The following is a 20,161-nucleotide window of genomic DNA, read 5'->3' as shown; positions in this document are numbered from 1 at the left end:
TTAGTCTCGATGAACAACAACTAAGCATCCTGTTCTATTGAAAGTTGTTAGTAGTTAATCGAAGATTTGGAGTCCCGGATTTTTATCCAGAAAGGAGGGCTCATTTATGAATTTTACAGAAATTGTAGAGTTTACAAAGAAACCACAGTTATACACAGAAGGAAATGCAGTTATGTGGACGGATGCCCACATTTCGAAACAGTTGTTGAACATCCATCTTGATCCGGATATCGATCTGGCAAGCCGGAAAAGGCCAAGTATTGAGATAACGGTTGACTGGATACTTAATTCGGTCAACGCAAAGAAGATGAACATACTCGATCTCGGCTGTGGACCGGGGCTGTATTGTGAGATCATGGCGGGAAGGGGACATAAGGTCAAAGGTGTCGATTTTTCGAAGAATTCTATTGAGTATGCAAGAAAGGAAGCCTTGAAGAAAGAGCTGAATATTGAATATGAAAACTTAAACTATCTCGAGCTCAAAGAAGAGGACAAATACGACCTTGTAATGATGGTATTTGCCGACTTCGGTGTACTGAAACCAGATGAAAGAAAGATACTCATCAAGAATGTGAATCGAGCTTTAAAGCCAGGTGGAGCCTTCATCTTTGATGTATTGAGCGACAAAAACATCGAACTTAAGGTTGCTCCAAGAACGTGGGAGATGGAAGAGAACGGCTTCTGGAAAGACAGGCCATATCTGGCACTTTCGGATTCATTCCTTTACCCGGATGAAAAGGCGATATTGTACCAGCATATAGTGATGGATGAATCTGATAAATTTGACATCTACCGCTTTTGGACTCATTTCTTTGCTTCTGATGATTTGAAGAAGATAATGGAAGGTGAAGGCTTTGAGAACATCGAAGTTTTTGATGATGTGTTACCAGAGTCAGACATGTGGAATGGGAAAAACGTGCTGTTCTGTAAAGCGAGGAAGAATATTGAGGAAAAGGATGTTTGAAGGCATCCTTTTTGTTTTTTCGTTTTTGTATAATTAAATATTGTTAGCGATTTCTTTTTTTCGTGTTTGAAAGTTGCAATCATAGACAGCTATTTATCCCCTAGTCTTCAAATCAATATACCATGGCATGGGAAAAAGCATCCGAGGAAAATATTGCTATTCTGGAGGAGGCGGTGGCAAACTACGAAGTGGAATTCCGGAAAATGTTCGGGTATCCAGTGTATTTTGTTAACGGAAACATGTTTTGCGGAGTACACGGAGAAGGAATAATGCTCAGGCTCAATGAAGAGGACCAGCAAGAACTCTATGAAGAGCATGAGGAAGCTGAACCTTTCGCACCCAATGGGCGCAGGATGAGGGAATATGCAGCTCTTCCGCCTTCTGTCTATGATGATGAAATTGAATTGCACAAATGGATGGATATCTCATATTCATACGTGAGTTCCCTTCCTAAAAAAGAGAAAAAGCAGAAAAAGAAAAAATCCGCTTAATGCTTTTGAAAAACTAACCCCAAGACATACAGTTTACCATGCTTTATCGTAATCTTGGAAACACAGGTGAAAAAGTCTCAATTCTTGGACTCGGGTGCATGAGGCTTCCAGTCCTCGGTGACGATCCATCAAATATTGATGAAATAGCCGCCGAAGAGATCGTCCGTTATGCGATTGATAGTGGAATTAACTATTTTGATACTGCCTATCCATATCACGAAGGCAAAAGTGAAGATTTTCTCGGGAAAGTCCTTACTGAAAGTGACCGTGAGAAAGTATTCCTGGTAACCAAAATGCCATCTTGGCTGATTGAAAGTCGGGAAGATATGGATGCTTTTTTTGAAGAACAACTTGAAAAACTACAAACCGATTACGTCGATGCCTACCTTATACATACCCTGAACAGCGATTTCTGGGAAGAACTGAGAGAATCAGGATTGTTTGAGTTTCTTGACACCATTAAGAAAGAGGGAAAGGCAAGATACGTTGGTTTTTCTTTCCATGATGACGTTGAATTGTTCAGGGAAATCGTGGATGCTTACCCATGGGATATCTGCCAGATCCAATACAACTATCTTGATATCGATTACCAGGCTGGAAAGGAAGGTCTGCTTTATGCAGCTGAAAAGGGTCTTGGAATCGTGATAATGGAGCCCCTGCGTGGCGGATGCCTTGCTGAAAACGTTCCTGAAACAATTTTGGACATCTGGGACAAAAATCCTGTTAAAAGAACACCTGCAGAATGGGGATTGAGATTCCTGTGGGATCATCCTGAAATCAATACAGTACTTAGCGGAATGACAACGCTTTCCCAGCTAAAGGAAAATATTCATACAGCAGAGAAAGGGGAACCAAAATCACTTACTGGTTTTGAACACGAACTCATTTCGAACGTCAGGGATGTCTATCGAGAAAAACTGAAAGTCAATTGCACAGGATGCAGATATTGCCTTCCATGTCCTGCAGGTGTTAATATTCCACTGAATTTCAAATACCTGAATAATGCAATGCTTTTTGGTGATCTCGAAAAAGCCCGAAGGGCGTACAGGAATCATGTTGGAGATGATAGGAAGGCTTCCAATTGCATTAACTGTGGAAGATGCTCTGAACGCTGTCCTCAGGACATACCTATTCCCGAAATGCTGGAAGAAATAGTTGAGTTGCTGGAAAAAGAATGAAAAGATGCGCATGCATAATGAAACTGGAAACTATTTCTATTACAAGAACATATTATTTGTACCAATTTAAGGGGTTTTAAGATGACCGATGATATTAAGCAGAAAATAGAAGATTATTTGAAAGATCATAAATGGTTAAACCTTGGAACCGTGGATTCCGAAGGAAAACCAATGGTTCACACCATGGCATATGTGGCAGATGGGACAACTGTCTATTTTGGAACCTCGAAAGAGACACACAAAGCCGATGATATGATGAACAATCCTAACGTTGCATACACCGTTGATGAGGATGATGTGGATGTTATGACAATAACAGGCGTGCAGATGCAGGGAAAAGCCACTTTAGTAACAGATCCTTCTGAGATGGAAAAATTCGGCATGTTAATGATAGAAAAATTTCCATTCATGAAGGACATGCCACAGACACCTGATTCAGTTGTCTTCAGGGTTGATCCGGTAGAAGGTTACTACCTCGATTATTCAAAGGGATTCACTCACCGTGACATGGTGACTTACTAAAAGCTGCTATTCTGGCAGCTTTCTTTTTCCATTTTTACTTTTGATGTTTGCCTGATAAGATAATCTGTAAGCAAACATTTATTGAAAAAATAGATTAAAAAAGATATGAAAAGGCAGCAATACTGCCTTTTCTTCTCACTTAACTTTCCTGTACATCAGGAAAGCAAATCCAACTATACCAATTGCCATAAATGATGTAAACCCGGAAGCATCGGGAGAATCTTCAGCTTCTTCTGGAGTAACAGGTTCTTCGGCTACAGGTATTTCTACATCAGCTGCTTCTTCCATATTGTCTCCAACAACAGAGAAAATCGAAAAACCGGGTGTTTCGGCCGTGAAATAAAGAATTTCACCATTATCACTCATAAGCGTGGTGGGAAGATCCTCCCATTTGCCATCATGGAATCTTGATAGGCGTATCGTGGTAGGATCGATATTATTCTCTTTTATCCATTCCCAACTAACCTTAAACTCAATGAGTATATTTTCTGCACTCTTCTGGGAAATGGTACCTTCACTTCCAACAGTTATGCTCATCACCGGACCTACTACTCCTTCAGGAGATCCAGTTACAACATCCGGCATCTTTTCAAGTACCTGAACGTTGGCAACAACTACGCCTTTATCGTCCTTGGCATCAAAACTAATTCCGATAACAGGACCTTCCGCATCACCAAAGTCATAGTCTACAGTGTCACCAGCAATTACGTGTTTAATTGCGGAATCAGTAGACATTACCTCCTCTGGAGGTTGACTGGGTCCCACATAAGCGCGACTTCCGGAACTGCTGCTGGACGAAGGGCTGGGGACTGTTACCACCGAATTATTCGTGGATGTGTTGAAATAATAGCTGCTGTTGTAGAACAATACTGCAAAATTATAGGTTCCTCCAGAAGACTCTGTCCAATTGAAACTTGCATTCCCATCAGTTACAGTCTTTGGTGTGCCGATTGCAACACCATTTCTTGTCAGGGTAGCATTCCCAAGGAAAGTCTCACTGTATTCACCCTGTGCACTTCCATTTATCCAGAAAAGTTCATTTCTATTGACATTCTGTGAGGTAATCGGATCTGATGTTATGTTGATATCTCTCTTTGTAATGTTCAACTGAAAGATTGCAGAATCATTATTTCCTAATGGTGTTGTGGTATTTGCATTTACAAGAACAGTTATATCTTGAGCCGTGGAGTTTGAAATTGTCTGATTGGACCAAGTAATCTCACCAGTATTCATATTTCCCGGAGTCGAATCTGTAATCCATGAAATATTATAATTTATCCCAGCATTATTCGCCGGATCAATTGATACTGCTATTGAGTGATTCAGATTTAAGATGATACCCCAATCTATAGTGAGATCTGCAATATTACCAAGTGTAAGGATCGGATCTACTGTTGTTATGTTGATGTAACCTGTATTAAATCCAGTTCCTGCATTACTTTCCTTTAGAGTTAACGTATATGTTTTTGTAGGAATTGGACTGTCATAAGTATTGTTATATTCAATATTTTCAATGACTGATTCCATGATACTGTTATTGACTGCAGTAGAAGTATTGATCTCAAGCACAATGCCGTCAATATAAAGATCAGAACCTATACCCTGACCACCAGTTTTGTCATAATTTCCATTCAGGAAAACAAATCGTACATTTTCCCCGGCTACATTGGAATTAACTGTGGCATTAGTTGTTATCCAGCCGCCTGTGGTGGATCCAACGTCATGGAAAAGTTTTTGATAATTTTCGCCATTGTCCCATATACCATCGTCATTTGCGTCCTTGAAAATAAAACCATAGACATCATACCAATCGCCACCGGCTACAGCATTCCAATTAAGAGACAAATTATCGCCTTCAGCAGCAGCAAAACTCGAACTGGTGATCATAGGGCCATGTGCAGTACCATATCCCTCTAAAATATTACCTCCAATCGTGAGCTTGAGGGCATAGCTTCCTTCATATATTGTGGAGCTTTGAACAGTTGCAGATTGTGAAACAGAGTTGTGATCATCTATTCTTGGATCAGAATCTACAGTTGATACATCGGGATCATCCAATGGACTCTCAACCCATGCCTGTACAGTTCCATTTACTCCGGGATAAGTATCATTTACTGTCCAACCAGTAAGATCACCAGTTTCAAAATCAGCATTTGGAAGGGGTGCAGAAGAACTAAAATCAATACGGAGAACCCCATTGCTTCCATCTTTGGTATTATGAATTGTTCCCACACGTTCACCATCCCATGAAACTGCATCTCCGCTGACAGTCAAAAGACCACTGCTAACCAATCTAAATTCATCATAGCTTGTGCCGTCAGTGATGTTTACTTCCAGATACCCTTCTGAAAAATCATCAGTATTGGAAAATACCGTTACATCTGCATCTATTTTCACCCATCCTTCCTGTTCAGTATATGAAACATTGTCCAGGGTTGTGTTTAACCATGCAGGACCTGAATCAGCTAAGACGTGGGAACAGCCTATGCTTAAAGATAAAACAATCACAATTTCAATAGCAATTGCCAATTTTAAAAAAAAGTTACTTTTTGGATTTTTAAATCTACGATTATTTCTAAATTTGCTTGTCAATTCCATTCAATCACCCTCACGATTGTTAAAACTAGTTTGACTGCATCAGATAAATACTTTCGTAAATTTATATTTTAACACCTGATAAATTGACGCATAATATTATTAAATATTATTTATAAATAAACTCGAATCTCTCCTTCCAGAAACATTATAATAAATCACCAAATCAGAAGAGTGCAAATGCAACATACAGAACTGCTGGGTCAGGATAATATTGGCAATCTCATAGTCAAGCTTGCAACTCCTGCCATAATCGGGCTTGTAGTCCAGGCTCTATACAACCTTGTTGACACTATTTTTGTTGGCAGGGGGCTGGGAGAACAAAGTGTTCTCGGGATTGCAGGAATCTCAGTTGCATTTCCTGTTCAGATGCTGATGATGGCAATTGCCCTTGGTGTGGGAATTGGTGGAGCATCCATTGTCTCGAGATCACTGGGAAAAGACAACAGGAAGCATGCCGAAAAAACCGTTGGAAACATGGCTTCAATGGTCACTGTTACAAGCCTCATTTTCACTGTGCTGGCCCTGTTATTCCTGAAACCAATGCTTTCACTATTCGGTGCATCTGAAACCGTAATGCCCTTTGCAGCCGAGTACACGTATTACATTGTCCTGGGGACAGTGTTTTTTACATTCTCCGCTACAATGAGCAACGCTATTCGTGCTGAAGGAAATACAAGATATGCAATGATGTTGCTGCTCATAGCCAGCATCACCAACATCATTCTCGATCCGATCTTCATTTTTATACTTGGAATGGGAATCAAGGGAGCAGCCATAGCAACTGTTATTTCCCAGATTGTTGGCACCTTGATGGTGTTCTATTACTATGCCACCGGTAAAGCTACAGTTCCGTTTTCTTTCAATACCCTTTGGCCTGACACGGCTATAATTCAGGAATCCAGCTACATCGGATTGTCGGAATTCATGTTCAACCTTGTTGAGAGCCTGTTGTTCCTGCTGTTCAACCAGAGTATTCTCTTCTACGGCGGAGATCTGGCAATTGCTGTATTCGGCATTGTAATCAAAGTGTTCATGTTGACTCTCATGCCGATAATCGGCCTTAAGCAGGCAATTCAGCCGATCTTCGGTTACAACTATGGAGCCAGCAATTTTGCACGAGTCAGGGAAACCATCACCCTGTCAGCTTACATGGCTACCGGACTTTGCTTCCTGAGCATGGTAATTGTCTTTTTGATACCGGAGCAAATTATTGGCATCTTCAGCCATGATCCAGCCCTTATTGAAATGGGGGTGCCGGCAATTAAGATTTGTTATCTCATGATGCCGTTTATTGGTGCACAGGTGGTAGCAACTGCACTCCTGCAGTCACTGGGAAAATCAAGAGCATCACTGTTGCTGATTCTTTCAAGGCAACTGATATTTCTCCCACCCCTTATACTTATACTGCCGTTGTATTTCGGTCTGATGGGCATATGGATATCGTTCCCGATTTCAGATTTTATGGGATTTCTAGTTGCAGTTCTTTTAATGAAACGAGAAGCAATGACAATGGAAAACTGATATTACCTATGCCAACTTCCTTGGAAATGGAAAAATGGCAAGCTACAGAACTCTCAAAGGTGCAGGAGAAGCAGTAACAGAAGTTAAAGGCTCTAAATTCATTGCTTATTCAAAAAATGTAGATTCTGAAGAAGAAGCAAAGCAGTTTATTGCAAAGATCAGGAAACTCCATCCCGATGCAACTCATAATGTTCCAGCTTATAGGTTCACATCGGGTGGAAAACTTGCCCTCTATTTCAATGATGATGGTGAACCATCCGGAAGCTCCGGAAAACCAGTTTTCAAGGTCCTTGAAATGAAAGACCTGACTGATGTAGTGGTCGTTGTGACACGATATTTTGGTGGTACAAAGTTAGGCTTTGGAGGACTGGCAAGAGCATACAGGCAGGCTGCAATTGAAGCCATTGAAAATGCGGGAATCATGGAAAAATGCGAAACTATTGATTTAAAAATTGTCACCACATATTCCGAATCACAAAAAATAAGAATGCTTGTAATCGAGTTTGGTCGCATTAAAAGTGAGGATTTTTCAGACACAGTTACGATTAACGCCAGTATTCCGGAGGAGGAAAATGAAAAAATCAGGGAAAAACTTCTGGCGGCCGGCTGCACATTTCAAATTGAATAAAACCATAACTTTGCTTGTCTGACAAAAAGCAGACAAATGTCAGCTTTTAAGATGCTTATAAGCTGACACAAATTAACTTCTATCCGAGAACTATTAATCCTAGTTGCAACAATTGTACCATGAGAGAAATTATGGCGTCGGAAAAAACAAAAATCAGGAATAAAAAAGGAGAATGTGCTTGGTTCAGGGCCTGCAGGAAGTACTACAAGGCAGCACGTCAGCAGGATTACTACGAGGGGCCAAATCCATCTCGTGACACTGATGACATGTGACCATGCAAATCAATTCATTCTCCACTGTTGCTTGTTCACAAAATCAACATTCAGAGATTAAGTGTAGACAACAAATAGAAATAGCCAGCAGAACATTATGATGTAAACTAGATTGACAACGAGGTGAAATTTTGCAAAACCCTGCCGGACAACATCCTGAAATAAGTGAAAGTGCCTGGATTTCAGATAAAGCAACCATTATTGGTAACGTGTATATAGGGAATGAAGTTTTTGTGGGACCTAATGCCGTAATACGCGCAGATGAACCTGATGCATCTATCAGGATTGAAGATAACTGCAATGTACAAGACAATGTTACAATACATGGAATCTCCGGTTCAGAAGTTGTTATCGGGAAAGAGACATCTCTTGCACACGGATGCATTGTCCATGGACCCTGCACAATTGGAAAGGGATGTTTCATTGGGTTTGGTGCGGTTGTTTTCGATTGTAAAATTGGTGACGATGTAGTAATATTGCACAACACAACAGTCCACGGAGTTACAATTGAATCCGGAAGAAATGTGCCAATTGGTGCTGTAATTGTTACAGAAAAAGAGGCTGCAAGGCTACCGGAACTCACTTGCGATCTGTCTGAATTCAAGCAAAACGTTATTGAAGCAAACCTTGAACTTGTTGAAGGATACCGGAACACGAAATGCTAAACACTTTTTGAACTACTGTCTTTAATGGAAGGCTATTGGAGGAAAAAATGGTTCTCTGGCCATTAAGAAGAATGCGCAAATCAATTGTAAAGGTTATTGATGGCGTAAAAAATAGCCAGAGAAACCTGCTTCTGGCCTTTCTCTTAATATTTTTGTCCCAGCTACTAATACTCTATTTCCTTGACGGCAAGACTTTTGTGGACTCATTATATGCGACCGTGGCAACCGTTACCACAGTCGGTTTTGGGGATGTATCCCCCTCTTCACCGCTTGCACGCCTGCTTTTTATGCCAACAATGATTGCAGGGGTGCTTATGCTCCCGGCGGTAGCAGTCGTTATTTATGAAATGCAACAACAGAAAGTGAGAGGAATGACTGATTCAAAACAAAGTGATCACATAGTTGTGATTGGAGATTCGGATGAGATCATAAAAGCAATCATAGAAGAAATGAGGGATACTTCTGAAATTTGCCTTGTTACTGATATCTATGAAGCAAATCCCTTTGATAAAAAATTACACTTCGTAAAAGGTAATCCGGAGAACAAAGCGATTCTTATCCAGGCAGGAGTTGAAAGGGCTGCTAATGTAATAGTCGCTGAGAAAAGCGATAGCACTACCCTTCTCGTTACCGCCCTGGTGCGGGAGCTCAATCCAAAAGTAAATATCACTGCAACTGTTATTTCAGAAGAGAAAGCAAACACCCTCAAAACTGTTGGGGCAAACCAGATTATAAACACTGATACAGTCACAGGAAGACTGCTTGCATCAGCAGTTCTGGAACCTGCAGTTGTGGATCTGATAACAGAGGTGACCAGTACACTACAGGGTCATGATATAGTTGAAATCCTCGCTACATCGGATATGGCAGGGAAATCATTCGGGGAAGTCTCAACTGAATTAAAAGGAGACAGGAATGTAATCCTGCTTGCAATAAACAAAGATGGAAGTAATCAGGTTAATCCTTCACCCGACACAAAAATAGAAAATGGCGATTCCCTTATTTTCCTTGATTGAAGTGATTAGCCAAGCCAGGATTTGACTTCCTCAACAGAAGGTATCTTACCGGCTACTTTGACATCACCATCAATCACAACACCGGGAGTTATCATTACGCCATAATCCATTATTGTGTTGATGTCTGCCACTTTTATGATTTCAGCATCAACACCAGCTTCTGAAACTGCTTCTTCAACATTCTTTTGAGTCTTTTTGCATTTGGCACACCCGGTACCGAGTATTTCAATTTTCAATTATTTCCCTCCGATTCAGGTTTTTCACCGGTTCGTTTTGCATAGTCTGTTTTTCCGGTTTTAAGTATTGAGATAAGGTCGTCAGGATAAGGCAATTTCTCCCTTATTCCAGATATTGTTTTGTCGGATTTATATTCAGTTTTTATGAATTCAATCTCCATCGTAGCAGTGTCGAGAAGAACACAACTTGCCCGTGGATCACCATTTCGTGGTTGTCCAACTGAACCGACATTGACTATGCGAAGATCGCCAACTTGCTTTTCAAACGGAATATGTGTATGTCCCACAAAAAGTAAATCCGCATCAATTTCCTCGGTCATTTCCCTTAATTCATTTTCCGGAGTTTCAGGACGAATGTATTCATAGAAAGAACGAGGACTTCCATGGGTAAAATGAACTTTTGTTCCATTAATTTCCCTTTCTATTTCAGATGGCAACAATTTCAGGAAATCTATGTGGCCTTTTCCAACTACGGATCTTGTATAATCCCTTGTAGCAATGGACAAGTACTTGAGTTCATAACTGCAGCCGCATTCAAGACCTGTGGCTACTGCATTGTCATGGTTACCTTTGATAACCGGGATGTTATGTGATTTTAAAAATTCAATTACTTCCACAGGTGAAGGGCCATAGTCAACAAGATCCCCCAGGCATAGCACCTCATCATGTGGAACCTGCATGACAGATTCAAGGGCTTCCATGTTGCCATGTATGTCAGATATCACCAGAATTTTCATTTATTGTTCCTCCCTGTTACGCAAGCCACAATCGGGCAAAAGCAAAACCTGCAATGGAGGCAACCAGAACAACCAGGGTTATGTATACGAATCCTTTCCGGATGCCCATTATACGGCTAATTACAATCATATTCGGGAGACTGAGAGCCGGGCCTGCCAGAAGCATTGCCAGAGCCGGACCTCTGCCCATACCCAATTCAGTTAGTGCACTAATGATAGGAACTTCAGTAAGAGTTGAGAAATACATCAATGCAGCGGCAACGGATGCGACAAAATTGGAGAAAAATGAATCACTTCCCACCACTGCAACAACATATTCTGCCGGAAGGAGTTCAACAATAATTCCTGCGGCAAAAACACCTACAAGAAGGAGGGGTGTAATTTGTTTCACAAGGAACCATGTTTCAGACATCCAGCTTTCAAGTTCTTCCCTTGAGAACCATTTGAAAGACAATGAGATCGTAATAAGTACCAATGGGATTTCAAGTGCAGCCAGCAATCTCCAGTCGCTAATGAATTCCGGAAGCACAAGAATCGCAAGTAGTAAGATGAACAGATATACGCTATATTTGTGCTTTTCATCACCAAAAGCCACCAATCCTTCTTTCTTCGATACTTTTCTTTCGAAAATAGCAGCCATCGTTATTCCTATGACTACAGAAAAAGAAATTGCAATCGCAGCCCTGGCAATTCCCAGATCATAACCCAGTATCTTAGCTGTGTACACTATTGCCAGAATATTAATGGCAGGAGCTGAAAACAGGAAAGTTGTTGCCGGACCAATTCCAGCGCCACGACGGAAAATGCCAGCAAAGAGGGGAAGAACTGTACAACTGCAAACCGCAAGCATACAACCCGAAACTGCAGCTACCGGATAGGAGATGTATTTTGGAGTATCACTGCCAAAGAACTTAAGGACAGATTCTTTTGAGAAAAGAGATGCTATGGCACCTGCAAGGAAAAAAGCAGGAACGAGGCAGAGAAGTACATGAAGTGCGAGATACTCCTGAAGTGCTCCAAGACCTACGTTTATGAGGTCAATCAAATATTGATCTGCCATTTCGACGTTCACCTGTGTTTCAAGATTATTTGAAACACCATATATAAGACTTCCTATTTCAATTAAATTTGAAATTCCGTCTTAGACTTCTTCGAAATAGTGACCAGTAAAATGCTGTGTTGAACCTGAAGAAGTTGCACTGGATAACCTGTCCAGAGCTTCCCTGTAAGTAGTCACGAGATTTGCTACTTTTTTCTGACCATCGCTTCCAAGCTCAAGGCGAATTACAGATATTCCTGCTTCCTGCAAGTCCCTCAACTTTCCAGACATGTTGATTACACGAGAATCATACAACAGTGTCCGTGTACCCCATCTTCTTATAGGATACCTGTCACCTTTTTTGTCAACGAGATAGGCAGAAACTCCATTGCGATAAAATCCCTGTTTTACAAGAGGAGCCAGTAGATCATGTTCGGTAACAAACATCAATTGTCTTCCGTAAGCCACAGATTCAAGCTGCACCGCGCCGTGATCAACACCACTTGAAAGTTCCCGTATTTCCTTAACAGATAATTCAGGAGAGACATCAACCCTGAAAGCTCCTTTTTGTGACAGAGTCGTAACTGAAAGTGAATTAAAAGTGTTGAGAGATTTGGAAGCCACAAAAGACAATCCCAAATCTTCTGCAAGCTTAAGGGAACCAAGATCAGAACACTCTACAGAGAATCCGTATTTCTTTGCTTCCAAAAGCAGCTGGATAACGGACTCCTGTTCAGAATCATGAATAATCGGTGGAAGGGATAAAATAATCTCAGGTACTCCATTATTGGATTCCAAAAGTCTTCCAACTTCAAATTGCTGTATTTCAGGGAACAGAGATATTGGAACATGTATTATGTCAGCTCCGTTCTCAAGAGCAGCCAGCAAGGCATCAATGCTTCCAACTTCCACAGCTAACAGCAGGGAGTCACTGACTTCATGGGAATCGGATTTTTCGGTATCAAAGAAAGGATACTTGGCTTCCTTCTGAAACGCCGAAAGTTTATTTTCCAGAAGCGCATCAAAAGCATCCCTTCGAGCCTGTGTCAACACACCAAGAGGGATGAAAATATTGTCATCTGCATTTATTGTGATACTGGAAACAGAATAGGGAGTGTCACCCAGCCTTTCCATAATAGAGGATATTTGTTCTTCACCTGTTGGAGCTTTTCTGGATGGATGGACCACATAATCAGATACATGCTCGATCTGCGAATGACCTTCAGAAACTGAAATTGACAGTTCCCTGTCAAGATGTGCATCTACAACTATGTCAACTGGGAATTTTGGAAGCTCAACTGCCTGAAGCTGTTTGAGCAATGAAGAGTCTGTGGTCACATAGACTTCATCGCCTTTTTCCACGGCTTTTCCTGTTCTGGGACTAATCAAAAGGGAAACTGTTTCCCCACGTTTTGCCGAAAGGATTTCCTTAGATCCTTTCATAATTGCCCCTATCGAGGAACCAAGCATTCGATGCTTTGTGAGAATACTGATTCCATCCCCCATTTCCAGATCATGTTCAAGTGTTAACTTGAGAGATGCCGAAGATTCTGTGAAAACTAAATTTTGTACTGTTCCAAGAAGAACTCCATGGCTCGAGCTGTATGCCGGATTTGTTACATCACGATCTTCCAGAACGAAGCCCTTGGTAAAACCACGATAAAAGAGCCTCCCAAGTTCTTCTTCCTTCTGTTTGGCCCACTTTTCATCAAGGGGTATACCACTGCAAACTTTCTCAACAGCTTCCCTGTATGCGCTGGAAGCAGCGGTTACATATCCTGATTTTTTCATCCTGCCTTCAATTTTAAGGCTGCAAATGCCGGTTTTGACTATATCCCCGATATCTCCGAGGGTACACAGCTCGGCACAGCTTATGGGATAACTGCCCCCAATTTCCTGATTGCATTTCTTGCCATCAATAACTAGATCAAATTTCCAGCGACACGGCTGGGCGCATGCGCCACGATTTGCACTACGTCCTGTTGTAAAACTGCTGAAGAGGCATTGGCCGGAATAGGAATAGCAGAGTGCACCATGAACAAAGATTTCAATCCCAATATTGGAATTATGAACAATGGCATCCAATTCGGACGTGTTGAGTTCCCTTGCAACAATTGCCCTCTTAACACCTAACTCTTCAAGGGATTTGACGCCAGCTGTGTTATGGACAGTCATTTGGGTACTTGCGTGGATAGGTAGATCTGGATAAAGAGTGTGAACATGAGATATTAGGCCAATATCTCGCATTATTATCGCATCAATACCCATTGCGTACGCATCATCAACGAGATCCAGTGCTTCCTGAAGTTCATTTTGTTTGATAGGAATGTTCAGCGCCAGGTAAATTGATAATCCATATGAGTGAGCCAGTTCGATTGCATCTTCAAGCTGCTTTTCGCTAAAGTTGGAAGCACCCTGACGGGCATTGAATTCCCCAACCCCGAGGTAGACTGCATCAGCTCCTCCTTTGATTGCACCAATCAAGGCAGTCATATCACCTGCAGGTGCGAGTATTTCCGGCCTCTGTTTACATACGGGATATTCAGAATTGTTTTTCATGGAGTGCATCCGCCATTTATCAAGAATGATATATGCAACCATGCAAGTTATATGAATCCTTCGAGGGGAGAAGAGAATCGATATTAGAATTCAGGAAATGTTTAGGTTACAATAATTCGTAAGTTAAAAAGAAAAAAGTTAAAGAAATACACAGTTGTAAAGACTGTGTCAATTACCCTTCAACTGTTTCACCATAATTGGAGCCTGCGAGGGTTAAATCCTGAATGTTTATGACGCCATCCTGGTTGATGTCCCAGCGTGGGTGTGGTTTATTTGTTTTTGTACCGAATTTCTCGGAGATTGCGGCAATGTCCTCATCGTCCACGGTTCCGTCTTTGTCAACGTCCCAGCGTGGATGTACGTCGATTATGTTTATCTGGTGGCTTTCGGAAACAGTGTTTACACCATCTGATACAGTAACGTTAATGGTATGAATGCCGGCAGACTTGTAATCCGTCTTCCAGTTGTATTCGGAAGAAGTGCTGCGGACAACGTTATCTATGGAGATAGTATAGCTTAACTCATCTTCGTTGTCATCATGTGCGGAAACATTTATTGTAATAGTATTTGTCTCTTCAAAGAACTGTGAATCTTCCGGATTGAAAGAGTCGATTACAGGTGCTACGTTGAGTTCGTTTACAGTTATGGCCACAGTTTCACTGTCCATGAGGGAACCGTCATTTACCCTGAAAGTCACGTAGTATGTACCTTCCTGACCTATTGATGGAGCCCATGAGAATTCACCTGTGGATGGATCAAGAGTTGCACCTTCTGGGAGGTTTGTGGCGGAGAAGGTAAGTGGATCATCCTCTGGATCTGTGGCTGTGAGGGTGAAAGTGAGGGGTTCTGTGGCGGTGGTGGATTTGGAACCTATTGTTGTTAAGGTTGGGGCATCATTTGAAGACTCCGGGGCAGATTCACCACCAACAGTCCAGATCTTGTAGACGCTTCCATTTGAATTTGAACCCAGGAATTCGATACTATGGGTACCCTCCACGATTGTCCAGGTGTAATCCATTGAACCCTGTGAAACAAGGGAACCGTCAACATACCATTTCATGTCTGTAAGTGTTTCATCGGTCCATACCCTGAAGATTTTGCTTTCTTCTGGAGTAAAAGGATTGGTTTCACTTGGTGCGAATCCGGTTATATGTGGTCCATTGGATTCATCTGGAATTATTGCTGTGATTGTGTATGTTGGAATGTTTGGATCTTCACGGTACCATGATGGGTCGGGGGTTATTCCAGAGAGAGTTACAACGCGGTTATCTGTGGTTGTGATTGTGGCAGTATGAGAAAAGCGCTCAAATGTGCCATCCGAATTCTCATAGTACTCGGCAATAGCTGGAGAGTTGGAGCGATCATTATTTGGTAGCGCAGTCTGCTGAGATCCATCGATAGAAAACAAGCTACTATTAATTCCAAGGCCATTGACAGCGCTTATCGAAGAAGTATCCGGTTCAATGTTTAAATATGCATTTTCTGCTAAGAAATTGGTATTTTCTAATAAAAGATCAAAATAATAATAATTTGTGAAGGCATCATTTGTCAAACGGAGCGTCGAATAATTTCCATTTATCATTATTGTATTCTGACCATAATGTATCCAAAAATCTTTATCTGAATTGTTACAGAAGGAAGAATCTACAATAGCGTTGTTTTCACAATAATCAAATGTCGAAGAAACAATGGTAGAATAGTAGCCTATCCCACCTACATTTTTTTGACCTACTTGTGTTACATTTATAGATGTGATATTTTTGGAATCAAATATGTATACACCGTTTCCTTCAAATAATGAATTTTTCAGCATCGAATCAAAAGAACCTTCCCCAAAAAGAATTCCATAAGAAGATGGATTGTGGCTATCCAGATTTTCATAGGTATTGGAGCCAACCATTTTACCTGTTTCAATTCTTCCAACTTGGAAAAAATTATGCTTATCACTGTTTGCAACAGTTATATTCTTAAAAGACGATTGGCTCATTTCCACTTCGAAACCATTATGACCTGAATTATTAACTGTCACATTGTAAACAGTTAAATTGGTGCTTCCCATCCAGTCAATTCCACCAAAATTAGTCCCACTCCAAGCAGTCCCGTCTATATATGCATCATGAATGATATTATTGGAACCACTTAATTGGATTCCGTATGCTCCAGAGGCAGGATTTGTGTGATCACTAACATTATAGACAAAAATATTTGATAGTGTCGAATTGTTGACCATTGAATTGGTTATTCCATTTCCAAAAGTAGGAGAACCATCTCTAATAATTACATTATTCACTGATATGTTTTCAGCATTTTGAAATGAAAGACCATAAGTTGTGTGAGCTAAGGCCAAATTAGAAAAGCTTAAGTCCTTAATTTGTTCTCCATAATAGTAGCCAAAGTAAATTGATTTAAAACCATGAAATTCAACATCATGAGCTTCATTGTAGAATACAGAAATCGAACCATCACCAAAATTATTCAGCTCATCGGCGTCTCGATTCCACGAATATATGGTCACGTTATTTAATGTAATATAACCTTCAAACGACCAATCCCTATATCCGTTACATATTCTTATTTCTTGGGCATCCGTATTGTTAATCCAGAAATTGCCAGAATTAGGAACAGATATTTTTCCGTTTACCCACCATACTTTTGGTGAAACTTGTTTCACAATATTTTCTTGAACGTACTGTTCCCCATAACTATCCACAAGAGAAGAATACAAACTGGTCATATTGTTGATTTCAGTCGTATTGCCTATAGAAATTATATTTAAAGATGGATTATATTGTACTGTTGCGCCTGCAATGTTCATTGTGATCAACAAAAGCGTTACTAAGGCAAGCACTCTGAATTTTAACATATTTTACCCCATCATGAGCTTTGAGTGAATATTATAGGCAAAATAAGCTCATGTCTAGAGATAATATGTAGATAGATAAAATATATATGGCCATATTTTTTTCTTTTGTGAACATACATAGTGGGCAGATCATTCTATTTAGAAAATAAAATTAGTATGCAGAAATGACAGAAATTTGTCTTTAGATTCTGGATTTTATAACTGCGTGGAACGTAAGTACCAAAAATTGTAATACAAAATATTAAAACAAAGTAAAGGTTCTATATAGGTATCAAGGTAATACGTACCTACAAATATAATAGCTAATGTTGATTTTAAAAAGAGTAGAAGAAAAATGGCTAGCCTAATTTCTAAAATAGCTAAAAACACTGCAATCATAGTTGCAGGAAATATTTTATTCAGATTGATTTCTTTAGTCGTAACCATATATCTTGCAAGATATCTTGGTGTTGTGGATTTTGGAAAATTTAGCTTTTTGTTTGCTTATCTTTCATTTTTTGTTGTAATAACAGACTTTGGACTGCAAACTGTGTTGATACGGGAGATCTCACAAAATAAATCTAGAACAAGAGAATTTATAGGAAATGCCCTAATTTTTAACTTAATTCTCTCAATAATATCTTTTATACTTGCAATTTCAGTAATATCACTGATGCAGTATCCTGAGGACACTACATTATTTATTTACATAATAGCATTTTCCATTTTTTTCATATCCTATAGTGGGATATATACTTCAATATTTAGAGCTAACCTAGAGATGAAATACAACCTATATTCGAAAATTGCATATAGGCTCTTCTCTGCAATACTAATTTTTGCAGTTATTTTCAATGAAGGCAGCCTTCTAACAATAGTCACCATCATGCTAGCTGCAGAAGTACTAAAAACAGCTCTAGACTACCATTTTTCTAAAAAATTTGTGAGGCCTTCTTATAATATTGATTTTAAATTGTGGAAATACTTGCTAAAGGAATCACTACCCATAGCAATTACAGGAATTTTTGCTGCTATTTACCATAATATTGACATACTAATGCTCTCCATTATGAAAGGAGATGAGTCAGTAGGATATTATACTTCGGCATTGAAATTAGTACTGCCATTGGGATTTATACCTTCCGCAATGATGATGTCATTATTCCCAATACTCTCATCATATGCCACCCAACCCAAAGAAAAACTGTCAAAAATATACTCTTTAAGCCTGAAATACACCTTACTATTTGCATTACCAATAGGAATAGGAGTGACGTTTCTTGCCGAAGAGATCATAGTAACAATATTTGGCGATGAATTCGCACTAGCCTCTTCTGCCTTGATGATATTGATCTGGGCACAAATTTGTATTTTTGTAAACACTGTTAATGCGGATACTTTAGTTTCCCTACATGAGCAGAAAACCGTAACAAAAATAGTAGTAATAAGTGCGTTTCTGAACGTTCTTTTAAATCTAATTGTTATCCCAATATATGATTTTGATGGAGCAGCAATTGCAACAGTTATTACAGAAGGCATAATTATAATTTATCTGATGATAATAGTTTTAAGAAAACTAGAGGTTGACTTGCTAGATAAAAATTTCACGAAAATATTCATCACAAATCTAATTTTCTTGGCATATTTACTGATTTGCATTCCAGTTCTCTATTTACCCCTGTTGATAATGGGCGCAGTAATTTTATATCCAACCACATATTATTTGCTTGGAGGGGTGAACGAAGATGATAAAAAAATTATTAAGAAATTAATCACACGATAATTTCTTCATACATTTTTAAATATAAAATTGCTTTTTTAGACCAGGTGTTTTGAACAGCTTTGTCCTGAGCCAATAAACCAATTTTTCTAGCGTCTAATCTATTATTCAAAATGAAGTTCATAGAATCTACTAATGACTCTACATCCCCAAAAGGAACAATAAATCCATCCCTACCATTTTCAATTACTTCTTTTGCACCCACTTTGTCAGAAACGATAACTGGTTTTCCCGAAGCCATAGCTTCTAAACTTACTAAACCATAGGGTTCATGGCGACTGACTAATGCTAAAAAAGTTGCATTTGAATACGCAGCCAAAAGTTCATCTTCAGTCAAATTTTCGAGATGGATAACTTTTCCTTTTTCAAAAAGCTCTGAAAATTTGATCTTTAAAACTTCCAAGTAACTAGATGAATGCCCAATTAAGACAATTGGTAATTCCACTCTTTGCATGGAATCTAGCAAAAAATCTAATCCTTTTACCCGGGCAATTTCTCCTACATATAGTGCATATTTGTCTGGTAATGCATCCAATTTGGCAGATGATCTGTTGAAAAAAATACCCCCCACGCCATTATTAATTACTGTAATCTTACTAGGATTAATTGAATAGTAATTCACAATGTTTTCTTTTAATTGATTAGAAACGCTTACAATTTGATCCGACCAAAAAAAGAAGAGTTTTTGGTAAAAAGAATACCTTAAAGGATAATCATATCTTTTTTCTTGTTTTTCTAAGTCTATTAATCCATGTGAAACAAAAACTATCTTACAAGCTATTAAATTTAACTTTTTTAATATCAAAGGAATTAAAAAGAAAAATGATATATTATGAATTGTAATTGAATCATATTTATTGTTTACAAGATCGATAATTAACTCAATATGCGACACTTGACAAATAGTAATTTTTTTATCTTTTTTGCAGCCAAGTTTCCTAAAAATAGAACTATATCGCTTTTTTTTTAATAAAAATAACTCAACGCCTAACTCAGATAATTCATGAGATAAACTATAAACAACCCTAGAAACACCAGCAAAAGGTTCACCACTTGAAGGATAGTGGCCAAGTATACAAATTTTCATATGTAAGTTCAATAAGAAACTCCAAT

17 protein-coding genes are annotated in these 20,161 nt (G+C 39.4%); 10 read left to right on the top strand and 7 right to left on the bottom strand.

The window, feature by feature from the left end:
• The first annotated feature begins 106 nt into the window (after positions 1 to 106).
• The 4 genes from J2755_RS02035 to J2755_RS02020 all read left to right on the top strand — a co-directional run bounded on the left by J2755_RS02035 (position 107) and on the right by J2755_RS02020 (position 3,155).
• Positions 107 to 964 (top strand): class I SAM-dependent methyltransferase, encoded by an 858-nt coding sequence (locus J2755_RS02035; protein WP_209678966.1) that lies wholly within the window; start codon positions 107 to 109, stop codon positions 962 to 964.
• A 122-nt stretch (positions 965 to 1,086) separates the two neighbouring features.
• Positions 1,087 to 1,455, top strand: coding sequence for a TfoX/Sxy family protein (locus J2755_RS02030; protein ID WP_209678963.1), 369 nt, complete (start codon positions 1,087 to 1,089; stop codon positions 1,453 to 1,455).
• Between the two features lie 38 nt (positions 1,456 to 1,493).
• Entirely contained in the window at positions 1,494 to 2,633 is a 1,140-nt protein-coding gene (locus J2755_RS02025) for an aldo/keto reductase (RefSeq protein WP_209678960.1), read from the top strand.
• 81 nt (positions 2,634 to 2,714) lie between these two features.
• A complete protein-coding gene (locus tag J2755_RS02020; RefSeq protein WP_209678957.1) occupies positions 2,715 to 3,155 on the top strand; it encodes a pyridoxamine 5'-phosphate oxidase family protein in 441 nt (146 codons plus the stop codon).
• 135 nt (positions 3,156 to 3,290) lie between these two features.
• On the opposite strand, the gene J2755_RS02015 is transcribed toward J2755_RS02020, so the two are convergent.
• Positions 3,291 to 5,684, bottom strand: coding sequence for a PGF-pre-PGF domain-containing protein (locus J2755_RS02015; protein ID WP_209678954.1), 2,394 nt, complete (start codon positions 5,682 to 5,684; stop codon positions 3,291 to 3,293).
• Between the two features lie 246 nt (positions 5,685 to 5,930).
• On the opposite strand from J2755_RS02015, the gene J2755_RS02010 reads away from it, so the two are divergent.
• The 5 genes from J2755_RS02010 to J2755_RS01990 all read left to right on the top strand — a co-directional run bounded on the left by J2755_RS02010 (position 5,931) and on the right by J2755_RS01990 (position 9,855).
• Positions 5,931 to 7,274 carry an MATE family efflux transporter gene (locus tag J2755_RS02010; RefSeq protein ID WP_209678951.1) on the top strand — a complete coding sequence of 448 codons (1,344 nt, stop codon included), beginning with the start codon at positions 5,931 to 5,933 and terminating at the stop codon, positions 7,272 to 7,274.
• 34 nt (positions 7,275 to 7,308) lie between these two features.
• Positions 7,309 to 7,902 (top strand): YigZ family protein, encoded by a 594-nt coding sequence (locus tag J2755_RS02005; protein ID WP_209678948.1) that lies wholly within the window; start codon positions 7,309 to 7,311, stop codon positions 7,900 to 7,902.
• 131 nt (positions 7,903 to 8,033) lie between these two features.
• Positions 8,034 to 8,174 carry a hypothetical protein gene (locus tag J2755_RS02000; protein ID WP_209678945.1) on the top strand — a complete coding sequence of 47 codons (141 nt, stop codon included), beginning with the start codon at positions 8,034 to 8,036 and terminating at the stop codon, positions 8,172 to 8,174.
• Positions 8,175 to 8,305: 131 nt separating this feature from the next.
• Complete coding sequence (locus tag J2755_RS01995; RefSeq protein ID WP_209678942.1) at positions 8,306 to 8,839, top strand: DapH/DapD/GlmU-related protein; 534 nt, start codon at positions 8,306 to 8,308, stop codon at positions 8,837 to 8,839.
• Positions 8,840 to 8,886: 47 nt separating this feature from the next.
• The gene (locus tag J2755_RS01990; RefSeq protein ID WP_209678939.1) at positions 8,887 to 9,855 is read left to right on the top strand and encodes a potassium channel family protein; all 969 of its coding nucleotides are present in this window, start codon (positions 8,887 to 8,889) and stop codon (positions 9,853 to 9,855) included.
• 5 nt (positions 9,856 to 9,860) lie between these two features.
• On the opposite strand, the gene J2755_RS01985 is transcribed toward J2755_RS01990, so the two are convergent.
• The 5 genes from J2755_RS01985 to J2755_RS01965 form a co-directional block, all read right to left on the bottom strand.
• Complete coding sequence (locus tag J2755_RS01985; RefSeq protein WP_209678936.1) at positions 9,861 to 10,091, bottom strand: thioredoxin family protein; 231 nt, start codon at positions 10,089 to 10,091, stop codon at positions 9,861 to 9,863.
• Positions 10,088 to 10,828, bottom strand: coding sequence for a metallophosphoesterase family protein (locus J2755_RS01980; RefSeq protein WP_209678933.1), 741 nt, complete (start codon positions 10,826 to 10,828; stop codon positions 10,088 to 10,090). The genes J2755_RS01985 and J2755_RS01980 overlap by 4 nt, the downstream gene beginning before the upstream one ends.
• Positions 10,829 to 10,844: 16 nt before the next feature.
• A complete protein-coding gene (locus J2755_RS01975; RefSeq protein ID WP_209678930.1) occupies positions 10,845 to 11,888 on the bottom strand; it encodes a permease in 1,044 nt (347 codons plus the stop codon).
• Between the two features lie 81 nt (positions 11,889 to 11,969).
• The gene (locus J2755_RS01970) at positions 11,970 to 14,426 is read right to left on the bottom strand and encodes a DUF3656 domain-containing U32 family peptidase (protein ID WP_209678927.1); all 2,457 of its coding nucleotides are present in this window, start codon (positions 14,424 to 14,426) and stop codon (positions 11,970 to 11,972) included.
• A gap of 172 nt (positions 14,427 to 14,598) precedes the next feature.
• Positions 14,599 to 17,289 (bottom strand): putative Ig domain-containing protein, encoded by a 2,691-nt coding sequence (locus J2755_RS01965; protein ID WP_209678924.1) that lies wholly within the window; start codon positions 17,287 to 17,289, stop codon positions 14,599 to 14,601.
• A gap of 334 nt (positions 17,290 to 17,623) precedes the next feature.
• Between J2755_RS01965 and J2755_RS01960 the strand changes: the two genes are divergently transcribed.
• Positions 17,624 to 19,051 (top strand): flippase, encoded by a 1,428-nt coding sequence (locus tag J2755_RS01960; protein ID WP_209678920.1) that lies wholly within the window; start codon positions 17,624 to 17,626, stop codon positions 19,049 to 19,051.
• On the opposite strand, the gene J2755_RS01955 is transcribed toward J2755_RS01960, so the two are convergent.
• Entirely contained in the window at positions 19,041 to 20,147 is a 1,107-nt protein-coding gene (locus tag J2755_RS01955) for a glycosyltransferase family 4 protein (protein WP_209678917.1), read from the bottom strand. The two genes, J2755_RS01960 and J2755_RS01955, sit on opposite strands and share 11 nt — an antisense overlap.
• Positions 20,148 to 20,161 lie beyond the last annotated feature (14 nt).

The sequence above is a fragment of the Methanohalophilus levihalophilus genome (assembly GCF_017874375.1).
Taxonomy (GTDB): domain Archaea; phylum Halobacteriota; class Methanosarcinia; order Methanosarcinales; family Methanosarcinaceae; genus Methanohalophilus; species Methanohalophilus levihalophilus.
The sequence above is the reverse complement of the archived record's forward strand: the minus strand, read 5'-3'. Positions and strand labels throughout refer to the sequence as shown.

Bases quoted from the DNA above. Each gene is read 5' to 3' on its own strand.
- J2755_RS02035 (WP_209678966.1), top strand. From the start codon at position 107: ATGAATTTTACAGAAATTGTAGAGTTTACAAAGAAACCACAGTTATAC.
- J2755_RS02030 (WP_209678963.1), top strand. From the start codon at position 1,087: ATGGCATGGGAAAAAGCATCCGAGGAAAATATTGCTATTCTGGAGGAG.
- J2755_RS02025 (WP_209678960.1), top strand. From the start codon at position 1,494: ATGCTTTATCGTAATCTTGGAAACACAGGTGAAAAAGTCTCAATTCTT.
- J2755_RS02020 (WP_209678957.1), top strand. From the start codon at position 2,715: ATGACCGATGATATTAAGCAGAAAATAGAAGATTATTTGAAAGATCAT.
- J2755_RS02010 (WP_209678951.1), top strand. From the start codon at position 5,931: ATGCAACATACAGAACTGCTGGGTCAGGATAATATTGGCAATCTCATA.
- J2755_RS02005 (WP_209678948.1), top strand. From the start codon at position 7,309: ATGGCAAGCTACAGAACTCTCAAAGGTGCAGGAGAAGCAGTAACAGAA.
- J2755_RS02000 (WP_209678945.1), top strand. From the start codon at position 8,034: ATGGCGTCGGAAAAAACAAAAATCAGGAATAAAAAAGGAGAATGTGCT.
- J2755_RS01990 (WP_209678939.1), top strand. From the start codon at position 8,887: ATGGTTCTCTGGCCATTAAGAAGAATGCGCAAATCAATTGTAAAGGTT.
- J2755_RS01980 (WP_209678933.1), bottom strand. From the start codon at position 10,828: ATGAAAATTCTGGTGATATCTGACATACATGGCAACATGGAAGCCCTT.
- J2755_RS01975 (WP_209678930.1), bottom strand. From the start codon at position 11,888: ATGGCAGATCAATATTTGATTGACCTCATAAACGTAGGTCTTGGAGCA.
- J2755_RS01970 (WP_209678927.1), bottom strand. From the start codon at position 14,426: ATGAAAAACAATTCTGAATATCCCGTATGTAAACAGAGGCCGGAAATA.
- J2755_RS01965 (WP_209678924.1), bottom strand. From the start codon at position 17,289: ATGTTAAAATTCAGAGTGCTTGCCTTAGTAACGCTTTTGTTGATCACA.
- J2755_RS01960 (WP_209678920.1), top strand. From the start codon at position 17,624: ATGGCTAGCCTAATTTCTAAAATAGCTAAAAACACTGCAATCATAGTT.